22 protein-coding genes are annotated in these 26,246 nt (G+C 39.1%); 1 reads left to right on the top strand and 21 read right to left on the bottom strand.

The window, feature by feature from the left end:
- The first annotated feature begins 126 nt into the window (after positions 1-126).
- Positions 127-2,496, top strand: a complete 2,370-nt coding sequence (locus EKB01_RS05440) for an ATP-dependent RecD-like DNA helicase (RefSeq protein WP_167265982.1) — start codon at positions 127-129, stop codon at positions 2,494-2,496.
- Positions 2,497-2,543: 47 nt separating this feature from the next.
- On the opposite strand, the gene tig is transcribed toward EKB01_RS05440, so the two are convergent.
- The 21 genes from tig to EKB01_RS05335 all read right to left on the bottom strand — a co-directional run bounded on the left by tig (position 2,544) and on the right by EKB01_RS05335 (position 26,208).
- Positions 2,544-3,827, bottom strand: a complete 1,284-nt coding sequence (gene tig / locus EKB01_RS05435; RefSeq protein ID WP_167265979.1) for a trigger factor — start codon at positions 3,825-3,827, stop codon at positions 2,544-2,546.
- Between the two features lie 379 nt (positions 3,828-4,206).
- The gene (locus EKB01_RS05430; RefSeq protein WP_167265976.1) at positions 4,207-5,577 is read right to left on the bottom strand and encodes an ISLre2 family transposase; all 1,371 of its coding nucleotides are present in this window, start codon (positions 5,575-5,577) and stop codon (positions 4,207-4,209) included.
- A gap of 128 nt (positions 5,578-5,705) precedes the next feature.
- Positions 5,706-6,545: a Fic family protein gene (locus tag EKB01_RS05425; RefSeq protein ID WP_001183258.1), complete on the bottom strand. Its 840-nt coding sequence runs from the start codon at positions 6,543-6,545 to the stop codon at positions 5,706-5,708.
- A gap of 70 nt (positions 6,546-6,615) precedes the next feature.
- Positions 6,616-6,867, bottom strand: coding sequence for a hypothetical protein (locus EKB01_RS05420; protein WP_049478273.1), 252 nt, complete (start codon positions 6,865-6,867; stop codon positions 6,616-6,618).
- Between the two features lie 90 nt (positions 6,868-6,957).
- Positions 6,958-7,755: a ParA family protein gene (locus EKB01_RS05415; RefSeq protein WP_167265973.1), complete on the bottom strand. Its 798-nt coding sequence runs from the start codon at positions 7,753-7,755 to the stop codon at positions 6,958-6,960.
- Between the two features lie 120 nt (positions 7,756-7,875).
- The gene (locus EKB01_RS05410) at positions 7,876-8,460 is read right to left on the bottom strand and encodes a recombinase family protein (protein WP_120719218.1); all 585 of its coding nucleotides are present in this window, start codon (positions 8,458-8,460) and stop codon (positions 7,876-7,878) included.
- 478 nt (positions 8,461-8,938) lie between these two features.
- Positions 8,939-10,576, bottom strand: coding sequence for a relaxase/mobilization nuclease domain-containing protein (locus EKB01_RS05405; protein ID WP_167265970.1), 1,638 nt, complete (start codon positions 10,574-10,576; stop codon positions 8,939-8,941).
- A gap of 6 nt (positions 10,577-10,582) precedes the next feature.
- Complete coding sequence (gene mobC, locus EKB01_RS05400) at positions 10,583-10,954, bottom strand: plasmid mobilization relaxosome protein MobC (RefSeq protein ID WP_167265967.1); 372 nt, start codon at positions 10,952-10,954, stop codon at positions 10,583-10,585.
- A gap of 206 nt (positions 10,955-11,160) precedes the next feature.
- Entirely contained in the window at positions 11,161-11,421 is a 261-nt protein-coding gene (locus EKB01_RS05395) for a transcriptional regulator (protein ID WP_167265964.1), read from the bottom strand.
- Between the two features lie 65 nt (positions 11,422-11,486).
- Positions 11,487-14,711 (bottom strand): PBECR4 domain-containing protein, encoded by a 3,225-nt coding sequence (locus tag EKB01_RS05390; protein WP_167265962.1) that lies wholly within the window; start codon positions 14,709-14,711, stop codon positions 11,487-11,489.
- Complete coding sequence (locus tag EKB01_RS05385; RefSeq protein WP_020902572.1) at positions 14,698-15,057, bottom strand: hypothetical protein; 360 nt, start codon at positions 15,055-15,057, stop codon at positions 14,698-14,700. The genes EKB01_RS05390 and EKB01_RS05385 overlap by 14 nt, the downstream gene beginning before the upstream one ends.
- A gap of 66 nt (positions 15,058-15,123) precedes the next feature.
- A complete protein-coding gene (locus EKB01_RS05380) occupies positions 15,124-16,965 on the bottom strand; it encodes a VirD4-like conjugal transfer protein, CD1115 family (protein WP_167265959.1) in 1,842 nt (613 codons plus the stop codon).
- Entirely contained in the window at positions 16,966-17,505 is a 540-nt protein-coding gene (locus tag EKB01_RS05375; protein ID WP_000371899.1) for a hypothetical protein, read from the bottom strand.
- Between the two features lie 54 nt (positions 17,506-17,559).
- Positions 17,560-18,576, bottom strand: a complete 1,017-nt coding sequence (locus tag EKB01_RS05370) for an LPXTG cell wall anchor domain-containing protein (RefSeq protein ID WP_167265956.1) — start codon at positions 18,574-18,576, stop codon at positions 17,560-17,562.
- Between the two features lie 59 nt (positions 18,577-18,635).
- Positions 18,636-19,514, bottom strand: coding sequence for a hypothetical protein (locus EKB01_RS05365; protein ID WP_167265954.1), 879 nt, complete (start codon positions 19,512-19,514; stop codon positions 18,636-18,638).
- The gene (locus tag EKB01_RS05360; protein ID WP_084886553.1) at positions 19,498-19,770 is read right to left on the bottom strand and encodes a hypothetical protein; all 273 of its coding nucleotides are present in this window, start codon (positions 19,768-19,770) and stop codon (positions 19,498-19,500) included. The genes EKB01_RS05365 and EKB01_RS05360 overlap by 17 nt, the downstream gene beginning before the upstream one ends.
- 11 nt (positions 19,771-19,781) lie before the next feature.
- Positions 19,782-20,426: a hypothetical protein gene (locus EKB01_RS05355; RefSeq protein ID WP_167265951.1), complete on the bottom strand. Its 645-nt coding sequence runs from the start codon at positions 20,424-20,426 to the stop codon at positions 19,782-19,784.
- Between the two features lie 18 nt (positions 20,427-20,444).
- On the bottom strand, positions 20,445-23,030 hold the full coding sequence (locus EKB01_RS05350; RefSeq protein WP_167265948.1) for a phage tail tip lysozyme: 2,586 nt from the start codon (positions 23,028-23,030) through the stop codon (positions 20,445-20,447).
- 11 nt (positions 23,031-23,041) lie between these two features.
- Complete coding sequence (locus EKB01_RS05345) at positions 23,042-25,408, bottom strand: VirB4-like conjugal transfer ATPase, CD1110 family (RefSeq protein ID WP_000602695.1); 2,367 nt, start codon at positions 25,406-25,408, stop codon at positions 23,042-23,044.
- Complete coding sequence (locus EKB01_RS09290) at positions 25,362-25,718, bottom strand: hypothetical protein (protein WP_020902562.1); 357 nt, start codon at positions 25,716-25,718, stop codon at positions 25,362-25,364. Before EKB01_RS09290 ends, EKB01_RS05345 begins: the two co-directional genes overlap by 47 nt.
- Before the next feature lie 70 nt (positions 25,719-25,788).
- Positions 25,789-26,208 carry a lactose transporter gene (locus EKB01_RS05335; RefSeq protein WP_167265945.1) on the bottom strand — a complete coding sequence of 140 codons (420 nt, stop codon included), beginning with the start codon at positions 26,206-26,208 and terminating at the stop codon, positions 25,789-25,791.
- Positions 26,209-26,246: the final 38 nt, after the last annotated feature.

Raw genomic sequence — 26,246 nt, 5'->3', positions numbered from 1 at the left:
TAAGGAAGAGGCCGAGAATGCTAAGTCTCAGCCTCTTTTTCTATTCGAGAAGAAGACCTTTTAGTCTCCTAGCTTGTTCAAATAAGCTAAGGGTACAACTCTCACGAACTCATGTAAAGGAAACCTATGGAAGTTTATTTTTCAGGCACCATTGAACGTATTATTTTTGAAAATCCCAGTAATTTTTATCGCATTCTCCTCCTAGATATCGAAGATACCGATGCGGAGGACTTTGACGATTTTGAAATCATCGTTACAGGAACCATGGCGGACGTGATTGAAGGAGAAGACTACACTTTTTGGGGGCAAATCGTTCAGCACTCCAAGTATGGGGAACAGCTGCAAATCAGCCGTTATGAACGGGCGAAACCAACTAAGAATGGGCTAGTCAAATACTTTTCTAGCAGTCATTTCAAGGGGATTGGTCTCAAAACGGCCCAAAAAATCGTTGATAGCTATGGTGACAATACCATAGACGAAATTCTGGAGCATCCTGAAAAGCTGGAAAGCATTGCTGGACTCTCTGCCAAAAACCGTGAGACTTTTGTTTCCACCCTCCGTCTCAACTATGGGACAGAAATGGTCTTGGCTAAACTTGCCAACTACGGCATTCCCAATAAACTGGCCTTTCAGATTCAAGACTTTTACAAGGAAGAAACGCTAGATATTGTCGAAAACTATCCCTACCAACTGGTTGAAGATATCAAGGGCTTAGGTTTTACCATTGCAGACCAATTAGCTGCCGAACTAGGCATCGAAAGTCAAGCTCCTGAACGCTTCCGTGCTGGCCTTGTCCACAGTCTTTTTCAGGGATGTATGGAGACAGGCGATACCTATATGGAAGCCCGAGATTTGCTGGAACAAACCCTGACTCTCCTCGAGTCTTCCCGTCCCGTGGAACTCGATCCCAGCCAAGTTGCTCAGGAATTATCTCATCTGATTGAAGAAGACAAGGTTCAGCAGATTGATACCAAAATCTTTGATAACAGCCTCTTTTTCGCCGAAGAAGGCATTCGCAGTCATTTGGTTCGTATCCTCGAAAAAGGAAAGAAACAAAGTCAGGATTTAGAAACCATTCACAAGCATATCGCTACTGTTGAGCAAGAATTAGCTATCCAATACGATGACATTCAAAAACAGGCTATCTGCGACGCTATCCAGAACAAGGTCTTTATCCTGACAGGTGGGCCTGGTACAGGTAAGACGACTGTTATCAATGGAATTATCGCTGTTTATGCCCTTTTAGAAGGGCTTGATCTCAGGAAGAAAAGCAACCTTCCGATTCTTCTCGCTGCTCCAACTGGTCGAGCGGCTCGGCGCATGAATGAATTAACAGGTTTGCCTAGCGCGACCATACACCGTCATTTGGGGATGACAGGAGACGATGATACCAGTCATCTGGAAGATTATCTGGATGCCGACTTTATTATCGTGGATGAGTTTTCTATGGTGGACACTTGGCTAGCCAACCAACTCTTCTCCAATATCTCTTCTAACAGTAAAATCCTCATCGTGGGAGACAGTGACCAGTTGCCTTCTGTTAGTCCCGGACAAGTCCTTGCTGACCTGCTCCAGATACCCCTGATTCCACAGACCCGCTTGGAACGGATTTACCGTCAGAGTGAAGAATCAACTATCGTTACCTTGGCTAGTCAGATTCGACAGGGAATCTTGCCAGCCGACTTTACCCAGAAAAAACCTGACCGTTCCTACTTTGAAATTGCTAGTGGCCATATCCCAGCTACCATTGAGAAAATCCTCGGTGCTGCCCTCAGAAGTGGCATTCCGGCTCGAGATATTCAGGTGCTAGCGCCTATGTATCGAGGAACTGCTGGTATTGACGCCATCAACCAACTCATGCAAGACCTGCTCAATCCTCAGCAAAAGGGGCAAGTTAGCTTTGAAGCAACTCAGTGTCACTATCGAACAGGGGACAAGGTCATTCACCTAGTCAACGATGCCGAAGTTAATGTCTTTAACGGAGACCTAGGCTACATCACAGACCTGATTCCTGGAAAATACACCGAGTCCAAACAAGACGAGATTGTCATTGATTTTGATGGCAATGAGGTCATCTATCCACGCAACGAATGGTACAAGATTCGACTAGCCTATGCCATGAGTATTCATAAGTCTCAGGGAAGTGAGTTTCCTGTTGTCATCCTGCCCATCACCAGTGCTAGCAAGCGCATGCTGGAGCGAAATCTCATCTACACAGCTATCACACGGGCCAAGAGCAAGCTCATCCTTCTTGGTGAATTACAGGCCTTTGACTATGCAGTCAAGCATATCGGGACTGCCCGCAAGACCTATCTGACTGAGCGTTTCAGTGGTTTAATTGAAAATAAAATTGAAGAAAGCAAACAAGCCTTCTCTGAAACTGCCACAGCAAGTAACTCTGAACAATCCTACATCCTCACCGAAGAAAACTGGTCTAGCATCCCCGCTATGATTGGGATTACAGATACAGATCTCAAAGAGATTTTTGGAAAATAGTGCAACAGAAAACCCACCTAGGCAGGTGGGTTTTTTCTCTTTTGAGATTATTTTACTGTTGCTGTGCTTGTAATCAATTCAACAGCTTTTTTGATAGTGATATCGTGTTTCAACATGTCAGCTGAAAGCAAGTTTTGTACTTGAGCCACTTCCATGTTGTAGTCTGCTGCCAATTGCTCAATTTCTTTTTGGATTTCTTCTTCTGAAGCGTCAAATCCTTCAGCTTTGGCAACTGCTTCGATAACAAGGTTAGTCTTCGTACGTGACTCAGCTTCTGCTTCGTATTGTTTGTGAAGGTCTTCTTGAGTAGTTCCAGTGATTTGGAAGTACATGTCAGGGTTGATACCTTGGCGTTGCAAGTTTCCAAGGAATTCATTTACTGAACGGTGAACTTCTTCGTGGATCATTTCTTCTGGAAGTTCTACGATTTCAGCGTTTTCTACAGCTTTATCAATTGCTGCACCTTCAAGGGCATCTTTGTATGCTTCTTCTTTCGCAGCAGTCAATTCTTTGCGGTATTTTTCTTTCAATTCAGCAAGTGTTTCCACTTCTTCATTGATATCTTTTGCAAGTTCATCGTCAAGAGCTGGAACTTCTTTAGCTTTTACTTCGTGGATAGTTGTTACGAATTTAGCTTCTTTACCTGCAAGGTCTTCTGCTTGGTAGTCTTCTGGGAATGTTACGACAACGTCAACAGTTTCGCCAGCTGAGTGCCCTACCAATTGGTCTTCAAAACCAGGGATGAATTGACCTGATCCAAGTCCAAGTGAGAAGTTTTCACCTTTTCCACCGTCGAACTCAACACCATCGATAGAACCAACGAAGTCGATGACAACAGTGTCGCCATTTTCAGCAGCGCCGTCTTTGATAACCAATTCAGCCAAGTTGTTGCGTTCGCGTTCGATGCGTTCTTCAACGTCAGCGTCAGTTACTTCTTTTTCTACATCAACTGATACTTCAAGGTTTTTGTAGTCACCCAATTTAACTTCAGGTTTTGTCACAACTTCGGCAGTGATAACCCAGTCTTGACCTTTTTCCATTGAAGTCACGTCAATTTTTGGTTGCGCAACGACTTCAAGACCAGCTTCTTTTACTGCAGCTTCATAAGCATTTGGCAAAAGTGCGTTCATTGCATCTTGATAAAGAGCTTCTTCACCAAATTTTTGGTCGAAGATAGGGCGTGGAAGGTGACCTTTACGGAAACCTGGAACGTTAAGAGTTTTCTTTACTGAGTTAAATACACGGTCCAATTCTGGTTTGATTTGGTCTTGAGAGATAGTGAAAGTCAAGACACCACGGTTTGTTTCTTTGTTTTCAAATGATACAGACATTCTGTCATTTCTCCTTAAAATTTTTAATACAGTCCATTATACCATATAATAGCGACTTTTTTCAAGTAATGAATGCGCTTTGAGTGTGTCTGTTTTTGGGAGAAAATGAAAAATCACCAAGAGAACGGAAATAAAAGACCGAAACTTTCAACTTTTTCCTGCTCCAGTCTTGATTTATTGTTCTTTTGATGATACAATAGATTTAAACTGATTGAACAAGTAACGGTTGTTTAATCGGTAGGCGTTTGAGTGTTACTAGCACTCAGCGCCTTTTGTTCGTGTTTTTATAAGTCTATTATACCACTTTGGGAGGAAAATGCAAGCATTTTCCCAAACTTTTTATCTAAAAGGCTTGACAATTCATGGTTTCATCTGATTTTTAATCCCTTTCATCGGTAAGAGCTCCCCAATACTTCGGTTTTCGGTTTGAGCGATTGACCTGTGGTAGTGTATAATCTGATTTTTGAGTATGTTGAAAGTGACCAGGATAATCTTTTTCCTGGTCTTTTATTGTTTGGTAGGATTTCCTCCACTCTCCGAAAAAGAGGTCTCTCAATTCTCCTGTATGGTTTAAAAGAATGGTTTGGCTCATAGTATCAGCGCCTTTCTCACTCCAATACATACCTCTATTTTTCATTCGATACGTCACTTTGCGATGCTGAGATTCCATGATACCAATACCCTTGCTACTGAGTCCAAAGCTCTCAGGATGATCAGTATATTTAAAGTTTTTTAGAAGTTGTCTTTTGAAGCGTTGAAAAGACTCTAATTTTTTGTCTGATTTAATCAAAGATTCAGCCGTATCAAGTACCGTTTCTAGTAAACCCTTATCTCGGCTCTTGACCGCTTTAAAGGCTTGTTTGGTCAGCTCTAAAGGAAAAGTACGTAAATTCTTTTTCAGGGATTGATTCACGTGAAAAGCATCCCAAAAGTGCAAATGCTCTTTAGGCTTAAAAGCACTAACTAACTCCTTAAAGTCCGTAGGAGAATAGCCTTTACCACCATCAGAATTAGTCACAATGACCGTTTCGGGAGTAATTTCAAAATGCCTAGTCAACAAATCCATTAGTCTATCTTTGGCTTTATGACAGCGTGTAGAGATAACTTCTATCTTGTCTTTTAAGATATTCCTCTTCCCCTTCTTGTTTCCAGTATGGACGACAAAATGACTTAACTCAATAGACTTCTTTTTCCTGTCAGGTATTGCCTGTTTGACCCAAACCCCATCACCTTCAATATAGACTTTCTTTGCTCTCACTTTGTCCTGGTTATCTTCAGACCAGTCTGAAGCTGACAAGGAGTCGTACTCCTCTTTTTCAGCTAGGAGTTCACCTGCCACGTCTAAAGCGTGCTGAACTGTATTCTTGGTGATATAGATTTCCTTTAACATTTCCATCACCGATACAACTTTACGATAGGGCATAAAATTAGCAAGCTTGGTCACCTGGTAAAGTAGCTCCTGAGAAAACCTCGACCTTGGTTCTAGTCCTAGCTTTTCATCAACAGGGATTCGGATGGTGTCATCTTTCTTCCATCTGCTACGTGAAAAGGTCATTTCTCCAAAAGAAAAAATAACTGTCCGCTCTTTTTGATTGATTCTTTTGTACCCCTGCGCTCGCATACTAGGGGCAATGAATTTTTCATAGTTTTCAATCATCTTCAAAAAAGCCCGTTGATTATTTTGGTTCAATTGCCTTGAAAATTCTCTTTCGTCTAACACGGTTATATCCATTTTTGTCACCTCAATCATCGCTACCGCCTATTATACCCCAAAAACAAGACAAGAAGAAAGACCACTCCAAACGGAAGGGTCTATATTTTTATAGTGATTTTAACATTGGTTTATATCATGATTTTAATAGTGATTAAAATCAATATCTAAAGTGATAAACCTTGGTCTTTTTGGTTCTTTGGAGCGGATGCAGTTGGTAAAACCTCTTGATACATTTTCTTTAGAGATAGCTCGTGTTGACCACCTAACAACAGATTTTCAAAAAATCTATCCAGGTATTCAGGATTTTTCTTCAGCAATTTTGCATTGTCCAAAACCAGGGCATCCCTGAAGTAACGTGCATTCTCTTTGAACGGGCTATTATCAACTTCAAAGCCTAGTGAACGTAGGTACTTAATCATGAAGACCGTAACAGTTCGGGTGTTGCCCTCTCCAAACGGATGGATCTGCCAAATTCCCGATACAAACTTTTTCAAGTGCTTGACCATTTCTTCAGGTGTCTTCCCTCGATAGTCAAATTGTGACTCCTGGTCAAAATCATAGGTTAAGCTAGCCGAGATAGTTTGATAATGGTCATAGATAACGCTATCTCCCTCTAAAATCGGCTCTTTTTTAGTGATGTTATAATGGCGATATTCTCCTAAAGGGATACCTTGACTTAGAACGCCAAAGAATAGCTCTTTATGGATTGATTTTAGAGTGGTTGGGGCAAACTTGAAGGCGTTGCTTGATAACAGCTCTACAATCCTTAAAGAGACAATATCAGCTTCTTTCGTGCTATCATCGGTCTCTTCATGGTATTTGGTAATTTGGTCATAAATTTGTTGATACTCAATCTTACCTTCAATCTGCTCTTTAGCCAATTCAACCATATAGCGTGATGGCTCAAGACCGTCCACTTGCTGAAGACCAAAGCCAGTCTGCCATAAGTCAAGTTTAGTCTGATAGGAAAGGTTGGGGTTATCAATTTCATAGGTTGGTTGCATAGGTCACCTGCGTAAATAATATTTATAGACATTTTTATCATGATTTTAATAATGATAAAAATATTGACGGTTATTCTTCAGAACTCTCAATATAACTCTCAATCCAATCATCAAGGAAAGTTGATGCTCCGCTATATCCTGCTTTCAATGCAATCCTATCTAGCTTTTCTCGATTTTGGGGCTTCAAGGTGAACTGATAAGGATGTTTGGTCTTCCCTGATGGACGACCTGCTCTTCGCCCTTGTGATTTTGCCTTAGGGACTGACGGTAGTGTCTCGCCTAACGCTTTACTAATTTTGTCCTTTTTGATTTCAAAAGCCATTGCATACCTCTTTTTAAATAGTGATTTATATCATGATTTTAATAGTGATAAAAATATTGATTAAAATCATGTTTTTTATATTGATTGATATCAGGAGTTATCCGAAACGGTCTGAATTTGGATCAGTGTTTCTTCCAAAGCTGAAAAGAAAGCCTTGTGTTCGTTTCGTGATGTTTGGTCAGCCATGATGTCAATAACAGTATTGTCTTTTGATGCACAATTAAACAATTCCTTTTGAGGAATTTGACCAACAACATTGTCATCATTTTCAAGGACAGATAACAACTCTTTCGATTTTGCCGTATTATGCTTTATCATGTTAGGCAAAAAGTAGAGTTTAGCAGTAATTAGAGACTCACGGCTTGGACGTACAATTTCTGTTTTTCTGTACTCGTCAAGACGGACTTCAAGATTTTGTTTCGCTTCAAAAGCAAAATCGCTTGGCGTAATAGGACTGAAAAGAGCATGACTAACAGCGATAGCATTTCTTGTAGCAATCCCGAAGTCAGGTCTGCAATCTAAAATCACATAGTCGTACTGTGCCAGGTTCTTTGCTTCCAGGTTCTCACCTAGCCAGTCATACAGAAACATATTCTGATTAGGATTGGTTTCAAGTCTTCTTTCAGCTTCATCTAGTCTCATAGAACCTGCAATTAAATCAATGTTAGGCGCAACCGATAAAATGTTCACGTCTCCTGAACCAGTAAAGACATTGGCAACCGTTCCTGAATCCTCGTAAACGTCATAAAAGTGTGTTAGGTTACTTTGATGGTCTAGGTCAATAAATAAAACTCTATGATCTTTACTAGCTAAATACTGACCAGTTAGAAGAGCTAAAGTGGTTTTACCAACTCCACCCTTGATGGCAACAAAACTAAGTAATTTCATTTGTTTTTTCTCCCTCCATTTTCTATACTTCTATTATAATATAAATCATGATAAAAATCAATATAAAAATCATGATTTTAATCAATATTTTTATCACTATTAAAATCATGATATAAATCACTATCTTTTTATCTGATATTTTTCACGGTAGCGCCTAAATGTTCGCTCGTTTATGCCTGTTAAGCCTGCCACGTCTTTATCAGACTTTCCTGAAAGGTAAAGCTCGAAGGCGTGTTTTAGTCTGCTATCGTCTTCAGTAAAGAGTGCCTTTCTGCCCTGGTATTTGCCCTGAGTTTTTGCAATAGCTATCCCTTGGGCTTGACGTTCCTTGATACGTTCCCTTTCAGCTTGTGCCTGGTACTTGTAAAGCTCTAAAATTAAGTTGTTTAGAAGCCGTCTCAAGTTATCATCTTCAATCCCTCGAAGGGTTGGAAGGTTTAACACTTCCAAGGTAGCCCCTTTAGTTTGTATCTGATTCATGATTTCAGTTAGCTCCTGGTTATTTCTTCCAAGTCGTTCTAGCTCTGTCACAACGACTATATCCCCTTCACGGATATAGTCAAGCATGGCTTTTAACTGTGGGCGGTCTTTGCTGACACCGCTGATAGACTCTTGAAAGAGTTTGTCAATATGCTTCAGTTGATCCAGTTGTCTATCCATATTTTGGTCAGTCGTGCTGACCCTTGCATATCCAATTTTTACCATTTTTCTCCTTTCTATTTTGCCTAACCCTATTGTCCGCCCCCTCATCCCTTTAAAATCAAGAAAACGGTAAGCGGTCAATAGGCTATAGCCTATTGTCCACTAAAAAAAAACGCAAGCCGAAGCCTGCGATAGATACCACTTTAAAAAAGTGGTTTTTATGGAGTGTGAGGGATTCGAACCCTCTAGGCGCTATTTGGTACTTTCTGTAATTAGGATAAACAATTCAACGGTCACTCCAACAGCACCATTAACCACCAAGTTTGAAATAGACAACTTCATAGATATACCTCTTTTCAAGCTAGAAATAGCAATATAGGTTTGAATTAAATCACAAAGAAGCGATATGTCCAAGTTTATCCCTAAAACACTACATACTAATACACACTTTAGCACAAGATCAATCATCCGCTAAGGTCTATATTAGCAGAATCATTATACTATTTTTCGTTTCAAATTTCAATAAAAATTAGTCGCAAAATTAAATTTCATCCTTACTTGTTTCATAGTGACTCTTAACATCTTGACGCCTTGCTTGAGCATTTTTCTCAAGTTTTTCATACTGAGTAAAGTCCTTAACGATGCTGTCAAATTTTTCCTTAAGTGCTTTCCGCTCTATGGAAACCTCGACCACCTGCTTTTCAATTTCTTTAGGATTGACTGAAGGTGAAATGTTCAATTCTTCTAAAATTTGATAAGCTACTTTGGCATCAATCGGATTGTCTGCGTGAATATCTTCAAGCGCTGAAGCAATTTTATTGAGTCGCTCGACCTTCTCATCCAATCGATCAAGTGACTCTTGTGTTTCTTCAATCTGTCCCAGGAAGCGGTCATGTAACTCATGGAATTGATCTGAATCGGATACCCCGTGACTAACCAAATAATTATATTCTTTGACCAACAAATCCAACTTAGAAATGTTAGGGTTCTTGGTTAAGATATATTCTCCGCTTTCGTAGGCAAGTTGATTGATAAGCGTTGACCCTTTCATGAATTTATTGCTTGCTGAATTGTCAGGATTGATGAAATAGAAAAAATCTGACTTCTTGATAAAAATATCAAAACTTCCATCCTCTTGTCTATCAACAAGGCGACTAGGAATTTTGACTGTACCTTTGTTGGCAATACCGTATTGCATTTGAAGATAGATACCTGTGTCCGTCTCATGCTCGACCTGCCACGGTTCAATCTTGACCCGTATTTCAAAATCTTCTTCCTTTTCAGCTTGTAACTTGTCATACTCACTCTTGATACTTTCCAACGGATAGACGATTTCATTTTTAGCCAGGCGTTCCTCAATCTGTTCTAAAGAGTACCGTCCCTTTTTAGATAAAGTGCTGTCACGAGTATTTCGTTTTTGGTCTTTATCCAATAATCTATATTTGGCATATTTCCCCGTAAAATCAACTGCAAGATTTAACGCCTTTGCCTTTTCTTGAAAATCTGAAAGGTTGGTTGAATGCTTCAGGAGAAACTCAAGCCGTGATTTAATTTCTAACTTGAAAACATTCTCTTTTTGATAAGCTGAATATTCTTTGTGTCCGAATTGATTTTGACGGTCAATAATTTTTGCACCTGCCAGGTCTGCATACTTGTCAGAAATTTGTTCAAGGGCTTTCTTTGTTCCTTTTTGCCATCTGAATTTATTGAGTGTGACCGAGTTAGTGGAATTGATATAAATGTGATTGTGAAGATGCCCCTTATCCATGTGAGTTGCAATGACAAATTGATGACTGCCACCTGTCAACTCAAGAGCTGTCTTCCGTCCTATCTCATGTACTTGCTCAGGTGTCAAATTGTCTTCAGGGGAAAAGGACTGAATAAGATGGTGTGCCAAAACATCGTTTTCGACCAACTCTTCATTATTGATTGGTCTTCCTTTTTCTAAATTGGCAAGTTGCTTCAACATCATAAATTCTGAATAAGCAGACTCAACATCGATCACCAAATTTCCTGAAACTAGCTGAGAGACTATCTGACCATCTACAACCTTTACAGGAAAGTTCAAATCAGAATCAATCAATTCTGTTCCAATAGTCTTAGCACCATCTTCAATATACTTGATACCATCAGCTAACTTGTTGACCGATTTTATCTGCTTAACTTTTGTAACAACCAAGTCAATTTACTCCCTTCTGTCTCTCATCATTTTTTCAATCATAGCCACTTCTTTATCAAAACTATCCTCCATCAACCGCTTAACTTCTGCAAGTGAAGCCTGCAAATTTTGAAAGTTTTCAAGTGTAATTTCTTCATTTGTATTGATGTACTTTGCAAGCTGATTGATATTTGTACCAATACGATTTATCTCTGTTCTTAATTTTATCAGCTCCGAATAATCAACGGTTACGACCTCGCCTGTCAAAAGCATATAACGGGCATAGGTGTTAAAATTTTTAAATCCGTGAAGTTCCATCCGTTCTTTAATCAATTCATTTTCTCTTGGCGTAACTCTCATTTTTCGCTGAATTTCACGATACCGTATTTCTTCTGTCATTGATTTTTACCTCATTCATTTTTCTTGACAACCATACTATATCCATCTATACTTTTCAAACTGGCAAGCATAGCATTTGGGTACCCAATTGCGAAATTTAAAAGATTTTCCCAACCCCAAATACTGGCAATTCTGCCAATTTGGGGTCGGTTAATCTTTCAAAGTTTTGGGGAAAATCCCCAAGCCCCTTAGTCGCCTTTCAGATATTAGTTGACTTCAACTTTTTGAAGCAACTCCTCTTTTAAGGACTGGTAGTCCTCATCTGAAAGAGAGTCAAGATAGGAAATTGTTTCTTGATATTCTTCAGCTAAGTCAGAGTCAATGCTTTTGAGTTCGTCCGCATCTTCATCTAAAAGGGCGATGGCTTTTCTGCGCTTGGCTTCAATAAAGCTTTCATTTCTTGTGTACGCTCCATTCTCTAAATAGAACAAGTTGAGAAGTAATGTTGTTTCAATAGTGTCATTCATGTTTTAGTCCTCCGTTTGTTTTCTGCGACTCATAAAGCCTGCGGATAATTGAGCGACAAGGTCTTTTATAGGCTCATCTCGTTGTCGCTCTTCTGCTCTTTTTTTGGAGCATCTTTCGCCTGCTCTTTCTCTTTAGGATCAACCGCTTTTTCTTTAGATTGGTTTTTCAAGCGGTCAAGTTTTTCTTGGAAGGCATCCTTGGTCAGTTCTTTAGTTTGATACTTTTCAAGGGTTTTATCAATTCTTGAAATCAAGCTATCTGCTTCTTTTTGTACAATTTTAATTTGACCTTCTAGGTCAGATAGTCCATTAGGGTCATCTGTCCATGTTGCCAAATAGCCAAAACTGTACTCACTTGTATCTAGCCCATAATGACTAGCTACCACAAAAGCAACTGACTCAGCTTGTAATTCTGCGGTACTTCTTTTAAGAGGAGTTTCTTGTAATTTCTCCATATTGTGTAGATCAGAATGTGCCATTTCATGAAAGATTGTTTTTAGTGTTTGTTGCTCAGACATCCCTTGCTTAATCACAATTTCATTGTTGTTTACGGAATAAAAACCGTTAGAGCCTTTGGTGTCTTTGCTAAATGAAAGGGGAACACCATTAGCTTCAGATACCTCTTTAGCTGACTTGTAAAGATTGCCATAATCTTCATAAGTCCCCTCAAGTTCATAGACTGGTTTGGGTAATTCTTTTCCATTTGTCTGTGAGACATCAAAGACTGGGACAAGTTTGAAAGACATGAATGTTTGTTCATTCCCATTCTCATCTAAGAGTGGTTCATTAGTTTTAGGGTCTCGTCTTTTTAGAGTTATAGGGGCAAAAATCCGTAATGACTTTTCTCCCTTATTGACACTTCTCTCAAATTCATCCTTCCACTTTTTGAAGGATGCCACGTGAGAAGCTTCAGGGTTTTGCATTAAAATCAACTGAATATTTCTCGGTGAGTAATTGTGAAATTTACTCATTGTGGTCAAGTATTGTTTGTAAGTGTCAGACTGAAAATAGTCTTTAACGCCATCCTTCAAAAGTTGAGAAAGCCCCTTACTGTCTTTTGCCTGAATCAGTTCAGCAACGCTTTTTTGTGGTTCAAGTGAAGGTTGATTTTGATTATTTGGATGATTGCTGTCAATCGGATTTGACCCATAACTGACCTCTTCCTGGTCTGACTTTCCGTCACCGTCTGTGTCAGCATTAAAAGGACTTGTCCCTTGAGCTTTTTCAACTTCATCAGGAATTCCATCACCATCTGAATCACGTTCAAGCTCTTCTTTTCGTGCTTCAGCTTGTTTTTTCTCTTCATCTTCTCTGAGAATTTGCTCAAAGCGATTTCTCAAATTTGGTTCATTATTGTCTGCCATAGCTAGACCTCCATTTTGTAAATTTGGTTCATCTTTAAAGGGTTCAAAATCTCTATTTTGTCGCAATATATCAAGCATTGCTTGTCCATTATCTTTAACAAATTCAGGATTGATTGACATTGTTTTGATGCTGTCGTCGTTCTCAACAAAGACCCCTAATATCGTTTTTTCTTGATTTAAAGTATCCAGTTCAATGTTGAGCGTTCGGCTAGGCTTCAGCAATGTTGCAGGGAAGGTTGAGTTATCATCCGTCCGAAAAGCTAAAAGAATATCTTTATCGTCTGAACGAATAGCACTTGAAACATCTAACCGCCCCATCTTCTCAACGGAAGATAAATCATCAAAGACAAAAGAATCTGACTCAAAGATTTCAGGGAGCATAGGGAGTAATTTTGCCTTATCTCTAAAGCCAACCCCAACTGTTAAATTTGCAAAATTGCCTTTTCCTGAAGCTACGTCTTCAATGAATTGCTCTGATAAATTTTCAGCCCACTCATGATAAACAGGAGCAATCCCTGTCAAGTGCATCCAATGCCTTTTTTCAAAATCCACCTGAAGCATCTGAACGTCTTCTTTATCCTGGTAAAAATACGTGACCTTACTATCAGCCAACTCATTAAGATACCAGTCAGCCGATTTTTGAAATTCTTCAGCGTAACGATTGAGATACCTCAAATCTTTATCAGTCGCATAATGATAGCCATTTCTAAGCCCAACACTTGACTCTTTTGACCTATCAATGTTAAAATATAATTGAACATTGGCAGGAAAATCAGGTTGAGTCTTTGACTCTTCAGGCTGTGGTGCTGTCCTTGAAGGTTCGCCTTCTAAATAACCGGAATTGCGATTGATTAGTTCGCCCCCAATGTTATTAAGTGGCTCTTGACTTCGGTCAAGGGCTTTTTCTTTGCTCTCCTTCAGATAATCATTCCAGTCCATCTTGTCCTGACTTTCCAATCTCGGGGGGAGATCTGGAGTCAATCCAATTTCTTTATTGGCCAACCGCTCAATAAAGGTGTGACCTGCTTCATCATTATCAACTGCAAGGGTAATTAAGTCCTGGTGCTTTCCATCCTTAAAAAAAGTGCTAAATCTAGCTGTTTCAGAAAGGAAGGAAGATTTTTTATCCTGGTCAACCTCGCCATTAAGTTCACCAACTTCGGATAAGAGTTCTGCCACGTGACGACTCACCGTTGATTCTTTTAAGCCATCCATCGCAACCAGGCGGACATCTTCAAGACTATCCTTGTGAAGCTCATAATAGCTCATCAAATCAATAGGAGCTTCCGCAAAGACTAATCGTTTAGGTGTTCCAATATCAACGTGCATTCCCGTCATACCATCAGAAGCCCTCATAATCTGTTTTAAGCGCCCTCTCTCGTAAAGGTCATGATTTTCCTTAATACCTTGAAGAGAAGCGCCTATAACCTCTCCTTGGTTGTCTAAACTCTTGAAAACAATGACAGGTTCATAGTAGTCCCCTGTCTTTTTAGTTGCTTGTGATAAGACGTTTTTTTCTACGAAAAAATCGATCGTCTCATCAGACAAGCCCCTGACATCCTTCAGGTATTCCCTGGCTTCTATGAACTTAGTTTCATAAGGCTCAAGGTAATAGCTGAAGGGTTCTTTTTCAGGAACGTTGGTCACATCGACCACGTCAAAACTACCTTCTTCCAAGAAGTGTTTTGCTTGCTTAAAAGAAAGCTTCTCCCCTGTCAATTCTTCCTGAACGACTTGAACCATTTTAATCACATCACCGCCATTGCTACGGGCAAACCAATTGAAATAGTTTTCCCTAACATTGATAGTGAAAGAGTCATGTTCTTCCCAAGTGTAAGTATAGCTTCCTGTTCGCTGTAAACTCATGCCCAGGCTTTCTGCCACTTTTAGAATTGACAGGGCTTTGAGTTCTTCAATACTCGCCATCTATCCTGCTCCTTACCTCTATTTCTTCCTGAAGCAAGCTATCAATATTAGCTTTTAAGTAAATCAGCTTTTCCTTAGAAGGTTCAATCTCCTCAACTTCAAGCACTCCTCTATACCGTTTAGGGTAGCTAAAAAGCTGTGTAGAGACTGCTTGAAAATCTTCAACGTCTAACGTCTTAATCAAGATGCTGACAAAGTCATTTAAGACCTCCCCCTGGTTGCTCTTTCCAGTCACTTGATGCTCAAGTGCAAACTGTTTGAGTGCTTCCGCCATCGTTGGCATCTCAACGACTGAAAAGAGGGTATCAAAGTAACCTATCCCCCTCATATTAGTTGTTTGTGTCATGTTTTCCTCCTTTTCCTCAAAATACAAAAGAAACCTGGTAGGCAATCCTAGCAGGTTTTCTTTTGGTTAAGCCACTTCCTCAAATGGTAATTTTACTTCTAGCACCTTTGCGCTAGTTGTTTCTATCACCCTATCATGGTTGACGTTGGCATCCCAGTCATCCATATCAGACATGGAACGGGTATAACGATACCAGTTCGTATCACTTGGACTATTCGCCAGTTCTTTAGCACGTGGATGCTGAAGAACGTTAGTTTTCTTATCTCTGAAGACATTTTGTTTAGAGATAAAGATTAAGGCTTCATCAACCCCAATACGAGCCACCTCATCAGGTGTGAGAAGGTCACGCTGAATGGTTTGAATAGACTGACTGCTTGACCCTTGCGTTCCTCTTGTTTGCGACTGATTCTTAACATTGATAGTCTGCTTACCGCTTCGCATTGAGAAATAGTTCATTGTTTCCTTATCATTCGTCCCCAAGTAAATTAGGGTAGCACAGTTATTGAATATGGTCTCCCATTGGTCTTTATAGAGTGCCTTCAATTGACTGATGGCTTGAATGATAATATCAATTGAAATCTCACGGGAGCGAACTGAAGAAAGTGTTTCCGTGAAGTTTGGGAAACGTCCAAAGTTGGCAAACTCATCTAAGATAAGTCTGATATGGAACAAGTCTTCAGGTTTGCACGTTGGATGGTCTCCCTGAAGGATTTCATCCGCTGTCTTTGGTAGCTGCCTAAACATCATGGTAAACATAGTCGTTGCAATAAAGTTGAAAGACTTATCTGTTTCAGGAATAGCGATAAAGACGGCTGTTTTTTCAGTCTGCCATTTTTCCATTTCCATTGAGTCACGGGCGGTCAGGTTTCTAACCGCATCATGGTCAAAGACGGCAAAACGTGAAGAAACAATAGATAATAAAGACGTCATTGTTTTGCCTTCAAAGTTGCTATTAAACAATTCCCACTGCCTATTAGCATAGTTCCCAGGCATTTCTTCTTCTAATTCTTCAAACAGTCTTTCAACCACGCTTGGAGTATCTTCATCCTCACGCTTGATATTTCTTAAAAGGTCTGCAACCTGAGCGATATTTGGCTCATACTTCTTCAGGACTTTTCCGTCAAAGTAGAGATACCCAATCAACGCCCTCATCAAAAGCATTTCAGCCTGATTCCAAAAATCCTCACCTGTGTTATCTGACCGTCTTGTCCCTGCGATAATCGCTTCAGCAACTCTATCAATATCTAGCTCATCGTGCATATAGTGAAAGACGTTGAACTGATTAGAGTTGGTCAGATTGACCAGGTCAAAGACTTTGATTTTGTAGCCGTGGTCTTCAAACATTTTTCCTGTCTCACGTACAAGAAGACCTTTCGGGTCAGTGATAACAAATGAACTATTCATTTGCATCAGGTTAGGTTTCACAAAGGTGAAAGTTTTCCCGTCCCCTGGTAAACCGACTGTCAGCGTGTTCTTGTTTAATTGACGGTTGAAAGGAAGGCGTTTATTGAAAAGTCCCATTCGTCCATTTTGACTGAAAATCATATCATTTTCAGGCTCTTTATCCCGAAAAGAAGCTATTTCCTTGTTCGTGGCGTACCGTGCCGACCCGTATTCCTCCCCGTAGCGGTAGCGCCCTTTGTCGCCAACTCGAAAGTAAAACATCAAGACAACAAAGAGAGCTAAACCGCCACCATATAGACTAGCTTGAGTGAAGTTAAAGTCAATAAAAGACTTACTTGTCCAATTCTCCATCATCCAATCCAAACGGGCATTATCTATAAAGGTAACTCCTTCAGTTGCAGGTGCTATGTCATAAAGCTTTACCAACCAATGCACCGCATAGCAAAGGATAAGACCCACAATCAAATAAGGGAGAAAGCGACGTTTTTTCTGTTCTGTAACCATCTATAACCCCTTTTCATCTTTCGCAATAGCCTTCTTAGGCGTTGGTGTTTTAACCTTATCTTTAGTTTTGATTTCTGCGGTAACCTTTTTCTTGTAGTAAGTCAATTTTTCCTTTAAAGTCATGGTCTTTGGTGTTTTGATAAGATTTTTAGTAAGTTTTTCTGCCTTTTCAGGTTCGGTTAAATCATTGATGACCCCTTTGAAACTTGCTTCTAAGGCTTGCACGTTCTTTGCATCAATTGCTATTGTACTTGTACCGTTACCATTATCTTTTATAGAGAAGCCAACTTCATACCCCTTTAAATATTCTTCAAGACGTTCAGAGTTCAGTTCAGAGTTCAGAAACGTTTCAAAATGTTTTGTTTCCTTTGTTGCCATAAACTGATTCCAGTTGGTTTTATCCGTATATGTCTTGTTTTCAAGATAGTGATTAAATTTGTGATACGATTCTTCAAGTGCATAATACATTGATTTTAGAAGCATTTCGCCTGTTAATTTATATATATCGGCTACTTTCATTCCTATTCTCTCCTGATCCATTTTTATCCTCCTTTCTAAAAAAAAGCACTCAAAAGAGTGCTTTTATCTTATTCCTTAATTTGAACGTTTCTTTAGGAAAAAACTAATGACGATAGCCAATAATCCAAAACCTGCTAATGTTAGTAATATACTTTCTTTAAGACCAGTATTTGGAAGGGTTTTGAGCTTCCCATCTTTGTCAGTAACAGAGATAGTCTTATCTTCATTAACTGTTCCCCCAACTACCTCAGGCGCTACTACAGAGCCATCTGAGAGGACAACGTTGCCGTTCTGAGTGCTTACAATTGAAGCACCTGTTTCTGTCTGTACTGGTGCGCTAGGAGACACTTCTTGAACAACTTGACCTGTTACTTGCGAAGTTGTTCCTACCTGAGAAGCACCTGCTTCTACAGCTGTTTGAGCAGATACACCAGGGTTATTTGTTGGAACTTTAACATCAGGAATTAAGGTAGTTGTTCCCCCATCAATAGTTGAAACACTAACCTTATTATCTGACGTAGCATTGTCTTTTTTGTTCTTATCTTCAGAAGTCGGTGTAGTTGCTGAAGAGCTGCTACTTGATGAAGAGCTGCTACTTGATGAAGTTTCTGAGCTTGAACCAGTTGCTACAGTTGTTCCAGGATCAGTTGGAGCTACAACAGAAGGTTGTTCTGAAGGTGAAGTTGGTACAGAAGGTACAGTTGTATCACTTGATGGAGCTGTTGTAGTTCCAGTATTTGGTGATACAGCAGGAACAGTTGTATCACTTGATGGAATTGTTGTAGTTCCAGTGTTTGGCGCTACAGCAGGAACAGTTGTATCACTTGATGGAATTGTTGTAGTTCCAGCGTTTGGCGCTACAGCAGGAACAGTTGTATCACTTGATGGAATTGTTGTAGTTCCAGCATTTGGCGCTACAGCAGGAACAGTTGTATCACTTGATGGAATTGTTGTAGCTCCCGTATTTGGCACTACAACAGGAATAGCTGTTTCATTTTTTGAAGTGTTTGTATCTGCATAAGCTATTTGAGCGCTTGCTGAAGCAAGTACGACAATAGATGATAGTGTGATGATTTTAGCCCATTTTTTCATGTTTTCTTCCTCTTTTGTATTTATTTTAATGTTGATTTTAATATTGATTTTAATGTTTGTTATTCTGCAAAACCTGTAATAATAGGTTTACCTACGATTACATAGCCATACATTGATTTTTCCTCTTCACGTACAGGAAGAGTCATTCTAATCGTTTTAATATTATTCGAGTCTTCTGTTGTAGTGATCACAAATGTAACTTGAATAATATCTTGTGATTCGGTTAGTGATTCGTAAATTGTTGATTGTGCTTGAACTCCTTTTTTGAGTTCAAGACCTTCAGTCTTCATTTCACTGCTTAAAAAATCTACAATATTTTCACTTTTTCCAGTATAGAAATTTGCGATAAAAAATCTACCAAAAACTTCAATTTTCCCTTGTTTCTCTTCAAGCTGTATCCGATTTTCAAGCTCATTAATTTTCTTAGATTGAACTTGAACAAGAGATAGTGAAGCAATAGATGCTATTGTAATTAAACAGATAACTATTGTAAGAACAAGCGAACCAAACCTTAATTTTCTAGTTTTTACTGGCTTATCTGAGACTGATTTATTAATCAATTTTTCTGTCTCTTTTTTATCTTCAACCAGGTTATTTTGAGATTGTTCTACGCTCTTAAGAGATTCTAACTTTTTATCTTTTTTAACAGAGGTACGCTTTTCTTTTTTCTGCTTATTTGATTTTAAAAATCCAAATGATTTTTTTTCTCTTTTAAAACCAAATCCTGAGAGCGCTTCTTCCACAATTGATTCAAGAGGGAGAGATAAAGATAGACTGTCTAAAATGATCCCCTCTTCTCCCAATTGATCTATTTGAATAGTTATAGTTTCTCCTCTATCTTCTGCCCAAACCGACCTATCATTAATAAGAGATAGTAATTCATCCCTATTTTGACAGGTTTCTTGCTGATTTGTTTGTAGATTAATAATTCTGAACATGACCCTCACCGACCTCTTCAGAAGAATTTACCTGGTTAGAATTATTAAATGCAAAATTTTCAAATTCATCAAAAGACTTACCTGACTCAGCCATTAACGCAATGATATATTCTGCTTGAAGTGCATTAATTTTCGCTTCATACTCTTTTTCCTTTTGATTCAAGGCTCTTTTCTGTTCTTGAATTTTTTCTAACTCAGCATTAAATTTTTCAAGTTTTCCCTTTAATGATTGTGTTTGTGACTTTTTCGGTGCCATATTTTTCTCCTTTAATTTGAATTTGAGGTGCTAGGTGTTGTCGTTGGTTTTGTTGATGAATCTGTTGTAGAACCTTCAGATGGTTTTGTACTATCCAAAATTCCATAGTCACCTGTTTGGTCTGTTAAAATAATGGATTCCATCTTATTTACTTTCATTTTGCCATTTTCATTAGTATAACTTATTCTCAGCGTCTTTTTGTTCAAAACATTTTTTTGAGCAGTGTTATAGTTTTTCTTTTCATCTAGTAAAGTATTTACATAATTTACTTGCGCTATAACTTGTAACTTCTCTTGATTGATATAAATTTCTGCTGATTTAAACTGAAAATCTACAACAAATCCTTTATAGGTTTGGCTCACAGGTTCTTCTTCTTTAGCTACTGTTTGTTTATATAGACCATCAGTCATATACTCTTTATAGCGATTCCTATTCTCTCCAAGATCTTTTTTGGTATAATAGTTCACTAAAAATTCTTTTACCTCTTCCTGATTAAGCCCCTCCTTTGTCGCTGTCTGTTTACTTTCAGCACTCTCCTTTTTTTGATTGTGATCTGCTACTGTTTGTCCTATACCTACTCCAATAAATACGGCAAGGATAATCAATAATACATAACCAATAAATTTTATTACTTTTAATTTAGATGAATCTATCATAATTCTCCATTCTTTCTTCTATTTTGGCGGAATTGCAAATGAAAGGTAACTTTGATTTGTCCAAAGAGTCCAATGTATTCTATCTTGAACACCTTGAATGTTACATTCAGAAACTAGGAAGCTACCATCTTCATTTACATGTTCAACATAAGATACATGCCCATACTCTTCTGGAGTATTCCAAAAACCTCCTTGGATTGACATAACCGCTCCTGCAACAGGAGTTGAACTATATTTCCATCCTCTAGCAGTCAATCCTCTAACCCAGTTCTGTCCATCTCCTAACCAATTATAATGAGGAGCTCCTGCTTCTACTAACCGATTATACACGTACCAGGTGCATTGACCAATAGGGTAAGTATTACCATCAAGACTAGCTGATACAGTCGCTGATGAAGGATAGCTAGATATTTTAGATGAATACTCTGAAGGAAAACCCCATGAACTTTCTAAAACGGAACTTCCTCCTCTAGTGTGACCTCTAGGATTTTTGAGATACGATAAAACTTGTTGAGCATTATGTTGCCGTTCTTTTACTTTATCTCCTTCGTTCCCTTCCCAATTAACCAGGAATTTATTAGTTAAATAATCTACATCATCGTTTGAATGAAGGATATTCTTTAAATGTTCAATGTAGTAAGGAGAATCACCATTTAGCATGAAGTCAAGTTGAAGTTCAAGATCATACCATTTTTTTCCTTTTTCCTTAGCATAGTTCAATAACATTGTATGTCTAATCGAACCATCACGGGTATCAGTCCATTGTCCAAGTCCAATCCCTCTATGGATAATATTTGGATATTTCCCTTGATACACTTCAGCATTACCCATGTTTAACCAGTTAGGATCATCCCAAGAGCTAGCTGAAGCTCCAACGGGAGGATTCAGATAATCTCCTTCAGCACGTTTTGCTGTTATTGATGATTCTGTCCAAAAGTTTCCTAAAATTGCTGAGATACCATTTAAAGTTACGCTACTATCTTGTTTTTTGAAGAAGTTGTATATATCATTTATTTTTTTACCAATATCACCGTCTAGGTTCATATCTGAAATTACTGAAGTAGTCTGATTGTATTCAACTTTTGGAAGATAGAAACCAACATTTACCCAAACCCATTCTTTCTTTTTCTTGTTTTTGAGTTTTCTATAGTAAACTTCTTGCCCTCCTACATCACTTACCTCACCAATTTCATTCCCGACTTTAATCTTATCACCATCATTAACACGAACACGAGTCACATTCTTATAAGTAAACTCTGCCGTTTCTGATGATATAATCACATCTTGCTCTTTTATAGAAATTGTACCATCCATTACAGCATAAAGTTTTGACCCTTGATTCGCTTGCAAAACAGAACCATTATATATCTCTGTTTTTGAAACATAGCCAAACCTTTTATCAATCCGTATTGGATCTAATTTTTCATCATTTGCTTCAGCATTAAAGGGGTTTGACAAATCGTTGTAGGTTACATAATAGCCTACTTGTTTTGCCTGTTCTAAGACTTCGTTATACTCTTTCAACTCGGATTCACTCAATCTTAGATATTTATTTTCAGACGAAGTATAGATATCAGACATTGTTTTTAAATTGTCTTTATCTTTATTTAATTCTTCCCAAGTATCGGAAAGAAGCTCCCTGTAAGAATGATTTAATTCCCACCACTTCTTATCCGTATTATAGGGTGAATCTAGCTTGTAATCTTCATATTTGTAACCCATGAACATCATTATTTCATCAATATTTGTCCAATAATCAACTTTATCTGTTGATTTTTCTCTATCAATTTTTGAAATATGAGTCCAAGCTTCTGTAAGATCAAACTCGTTTTGTGCTACAGTTGAAGTTCCTCCACCTGTCACGACTCCTAACAGGGCAATAATCAGAACTCCTAAAAACATAATCAAGTAGGCTTTAGCTGATAAGGGATTTTTAAGAACTGTCAAGATAGGCTTCCCAACTTTTACAGCTACTTTTTTAGTAGCACTAGCGGTCTTACCTGCCTTTGAAGTTCTTAATTTCGCCCGTAAACGTTGGTATTTATTAGTAACTTTCGTTTCCCATCGATTGGCAACAGGAGTCCTGGTAAAACTACGACCACGGACAAGGTTATAGGTGCGATTTCCTGCACCATATACGACCCTAGTTGCCCCTTTACCAATCTTGACGGTATAATTGCCTAGCTTCTTAGCTTGTCTTACTTCAGCGTGTGTTCTACGGATAGTCTGACGTGCTGAAGCAATATCTTCAAGCACATCATTATCCTGAAAAGCTGAATCCACAAAATGAGAAGCCTGGTGATGAGTAACTCGCCCCAGCTTTTGAGCCTTTGTCCCACCGTTACGCTGAATGGCTTGGCGTTTCTTTGCTTTAGCGGTCTTCTTACGCCCTTTGAGCGTTTCAATCTCTTTACTAGCGACCGTCCGTCTTGCCTTTTGTTTCTGCCCCAGGTAACGCTTTTCAGCATCTGTCTTGGGGTTTAAGAGCCGAGCTTCTCTCTTTTCAGCTTGTTTATAGCTGTTTTTCGTTGTCTTGAGGTCAGACTTGGCTTCCTTGTACTCACGTTTGGCATCACGGAGATCACGTCTTGTTTTTCTCGACAACGTAACACCTCCTAAGCATCTGTAGTGACAAGCTCATAGAGTCTTGTGTGTCTTGGGATAGGATTTTCAAAAGGTACAACCACTTGACCTGCGACAATCAAGCCCGTTCCTTTTGCTTTTGGTTTTTCAATGTATCTTACTAAAGTTGGAGTTAAAGAAATGGCTTTAGAAAGAGCCAATAAGTCTGATTTCTTGTGTTTCAAGAGAATCATGAACTCACTATTAGATACCAACTTGCGCCCTTCTTCTTTGTTCATCAGAGTTTCAATATTTTGTGTGATGGCTGTGGCAATCGCCCCATATTTACGAACCCGTGAATACAACTCTGTAAAGAAGATAGCCTGGGCTTCTTCTTTGAAGAAGAGCTGTACCTCGTCAAAATAAATGCGAGTAGTGAGTTTCCCTTGAGAAGCGACAACTTGATTCCAAATGTAGTCCTGAATAACCATCATCGCAAACGGCTTGAGTTTTCCTGACAAGCGTTTCAAGTTGAAGACCACAAAGCGGTTTGTAATATCAACGTTGGTCTCGTGTGCAAAGATACTTTGTGACCCTTTGGCATAGATTTCAGACTTGAGCGCCAATTCCTGGGCTTCAGGTTCTTCTTGTTCAAGCAAAACATCGTGCCAATCTGCAAGCGTTGGCGTTCTATCTACATTAGCGAATCTTGCATATGTTTCACGTGTCACACGGTCAATAATGGTATATTGCACGTCACCGACTTCATCAAGAATAGACTCAAAGAGCCCCATGAGAAGGTTTGACTTATCCCCGATAGGGTCATCATCTTCATCCTTCAGTTGACTCGAATCAGGCAAGTCCATCAAGTTTAGGTGTGACTTAGAACCGATATAAATATCAACCAACTGCGCCCCGAACTCACGTCCAATATCGGAATATTCATCTTCAGGGTCAACAATGATGATACGGTCTTCAGGGTTCTTCAGATAAGTTGGTATGATTTCCATGGTTTTTACAGTAACAGACTTTCCTGAACCTGAAGAGCCAAGAACTACGCCCGAACCAGTGTTCAGGTCTGCTTTACGGTCAACCGTAATCACATTGTTAGATAGTTGATTTTGACCGTAATAGAGCGCCCTCTCACTATCTGACTTCAGGTCAACGTTCATAAAAGGAACTTGTGTAGCCAAGTTAGCTGTTGTCATATCACGGATAAAGCGACGTTTCACATTTAAGAAGGTGTGACCAATAGGAAGGATGGTATTGAGTCCTTCTTCCTGGTAATAGTAACACTCTTGAAAATCAACGCCAACCTTACGTGAAGCGGTCAAGACTTTATCTGTGATACTTGCCAGCTCCTCCTCATCCTCAGCCTTGAAGTAAAGAGCAATCAAACCTGAAAAGGCTTTTTGGTCATTGTCATCAATCTCTTCTTTCCATCGTTTCGTTGACTCAGAAATTTCACGTGCTCGACCTGAGACAGCCAGATCCTGGTCAACCCCTTCTTGAGCGCCTGACCGTTGAGCCTTGACCATTTCAGCTTTGATAGTTGTATCCGCATTGTTAATCTTACGCATAAAGCTAGATGGCTCATAAGGCTCAGCATGAATCGTGATAGCCAACTCAACGCCTATATCCGTTAAACTCTTAATCAGTCGGTCTGTTAAGAAAGTTGGAAAGTTTCTAGCATACATGACTTTTGCGACCCCTTCATTGATACGGAAACGATTTTCCAAGAAATGAAGCCTGTTAGGGGCGATAAAATCTTTTGTATGTAATTCTGATAGGGCAATATCCCTGAAGTTATAAGGGAGTTTGTGTTTGCCCAGGAGCAACTCCGCAAACACGTCAAGACGTTCTTTCCCGTCCATTTCTTCAAAGGTAATATCCATTTGAGAGTATTGATTTTCAAGTGAGTTGCCTAGCTCGCTTAAGTTGGCATCCGCTTGCCCTCGATTATAGGCTTCTGTCTTCAAGGTCACATATTTTTCAACCTTGAAATTCTTTGAGTCACTTGAAAAACGACTTTCAATCATTTCATTGTATTCCTTACGGAAATTATCAAAGCCGTCACCAATCTCATCATACTTAATTTGCTCAACAGCGTTGTCTTCGACTCTCCGATTGATAACCAGGAGCTGATAAGTAGAGCCTGCATCAAGTGAATTGAGCGCTTCAGCGTGTGTATCAATCACGTCAATCTTTTCTTCCTGATTAGCGGATAGATAGGCGACATCACCCAAGCGATAGGTTCTTGACCATTCGTTTTTGGCAATGTGCATCAGCCCATTTTCAAATAGGCTATTGTATTTAATGGTATTTTGTGTTGAAGCCTTCAAGGAGCGTTTTAAGCGTGCCTTACGTTCCTTTTCAGCCTTCGTCAACTTCTTTGACTTTCTTCCAAGATTTAAAATCATCTTTTGTGAACTCCTCTCCTTCCTCAAATTCTGTAATAAAAGCTCGCTTCTGAACTTTTAGATTAAACATGACCTTGTCTTTGACTGCTTCATCAAAGCCTAGCCCGTAAATGATAAAGGGAGGGGCAATGAGGAGCGCCACAAGGTACATAAAAATATCTGATAGTCCCATTATGGAAATGGTGATAGTGAGTGACACCACTATCCCAATCCCAAGCATCATGACTAAAAGACGTTTGGTCATCCCAAAGGCGACGGGTCTTTCATAGTTGTCAAACTGCTTGAGGAACTCACTTCCTAATTTGTTCATACAACCTCTTTCTAGCTACAATAAAAACACCTTGCTCTGGCAAAGTGTTTGTTCAACAGTTTCAATTTTGTTAGTCTCTCATGCGTCCAATCGTTGACATGATAGCACCAATTAAAGCCACAATCAAAAGAATTGGTATCGAAGTATTATTAAATATAAGGTTGGTATTAACTTCGTAATCTAAAATCGTCCCATAGTAAATAACTCCTGCAATACTCCAAAAAATAGATAGACCAATAAACATGATTATCCAATTCCAAAGGACACTTAAAAGGAAAAATGGAGTTGCAATCAGAAATCCAATAATTATAATCAGACCTGATAAAATCAGACTAAAGAAGTTGCCAATCATTGACCAAATGGAGCGTTTCACTCGTTTAGGGGCGTTTGATTGAACTGGTGTAGGGGTTTCTACTAGTTCTTCTTGCGATTGAGGAGACAATTTGAAATGGTTTCCTTCTCGCTTGATATAGTATCGTTTTTCTGACATGAACTCACCTCCTTATAGAACTATTTTACCAAATTTAT

The sequence above is a fragment of the Streptococcus sp. CCUG 71758 genome (assembly GCF_011714815.1).
Taxonomy (GTDB): Bacteria; Bacillota; Bacilli; order Lactobacillales; family Streptococcaceae; genus Streptococcus; species Streptococcus halitosis.
This window is presented reverse-complemented; position numbering and strand designations above follow the sequence as displayed.

Coding starts and splice junctions, on each gene's coding strand:
- EKB01_RS09290 (WP_020902562.1), bottom strand. CDS start 25,718: ATGAACAAATTAGGAAGTGAGTTCCTCAAGCAGTTTGACAACTATGAA.
- EKB01_RS05440 (WP_167265982.1), top strand. CDS start 127: ATGGAAGTTTATTTTTCAGGCACCATTGAACGTATTATTTTTGAAAAT.
- EKB01_RS05415 (WP_167265973.1), bottom strand. CDS start 7,755: ATGAAATTACTTAGTTTTGTTGCCATCAAGGGTGGAGTTGGTAAAACC.
- EKB01_RS05370 (WP_167265956.1), bottom strand. CDS start 18,576: ATGAAAAAATGGGCTAAAATCATCACACTATCATCTATTGTCGTACTT.
- EKB01_RS05420 (WP_049478273.1), bottom strand. CDS start 6,867: ATGGCTTTTGAAATCAAAAAGGACAAAATTAGTAAAGCGTTAGGCGAG.
- EKB01_RS05365 (WP_167265954.1), bottom strand. CDS start 19,514: ATGTTCAGAATTATTAATCTACAAACAAATCAGCAAGAAACCTGTCAA.
- EKB01_RS05375 (WP_000371899.1), bottom strand. CDS start 17,505: ATGGATCAGGAGAGAATAGGAATGAAAGTAGCCGATATATATAAATTA.
- EKB01_RS05425 (WP_001183258.1), bottom strand. CDS start 6,545: ATGCAACCAACCTATGAAATTGATAACCCCAACCTTTCCTATCAGACT.
- EKB01_RS05335 (WP_167265945.1), bottom strand. CDS start 26,208: ATGTCAGAAAAACGATACTATATCAAGCGAGAAGGAAACCATTTCAAA.
- EKB01_RS05360 (WP_084886553.1), bottom strand. CDS start 19,770: ATGGCACCGAAAAAGTCACAAACACAATCATTAAAGGGAAAACTTGAA.
- tig (WP_167265979.1), bottom strand. CDS start 3,827: ATGTCTGTATCATTTGAAAACAAAGAAACAAACCGTGGTGTCTTGACT.
- EKB01_RS05410 (WP_120719218.1), bottom strand. CDS start 8,460: ATGGTAAAAATTGGATATGCAAGGGTCAGCACGACTGACCAAAATATG.
- EKB01_RS05355 (WP_167265951.1), bottom strand. CDS start 20,426: ATGATAGATTCATCTAAATTAAAAGTAATAAAATTTATTGGTTATGTA.
- EKB01_RS05390 (WP_167265962.1), bottom strand. CDS start 14,711: ATGGCGAGTATTGAAGAACTCAAAGCCCTGTCAATTCTAAAAGTGGCA.
- EKB01_RS05345 (WP_000602695.1), bottom strand. CDS start 25,408: ATGATTTTAAATCTTGGAAGAAAGTCAAAGAAGTTGACGAAGGCTGAA.
- mobC (WP_167265967.1), bottom strand. CDS start 10,954: ATGACAGAAGAAATACGGTATCGTGAAATTCAGCGAAAAATGAGAGTT.
- EKB01_RS05395 (WP_167265964.1), bottom strand. CDS start 11,421: ATGAATGACACTATTGAAACAACATTACTTCTCAACTTGTTCTATTTA.
- EKB01_RS05385 (WP_020902572.1), bottom strand. CDS start 15,057: ATGACACAAACAACTAATATGAGGGGGATAGGTTACTTTGATACCCTC.
- EKB01_RS05380 (WP_167265959.1), bottom strand. CDS start 16,965: ATGGTTACAGAACAGAAAAAACGTCGCTTTCTCCCTTATTTGATTGTG.
- EKB01_RS05430 (WP_167265976.1), bottom strand. CDS start 5,577: ATGATTGAGGTGACAAAAATGGATATAACCGTGTTAGACGAAAGAGAA.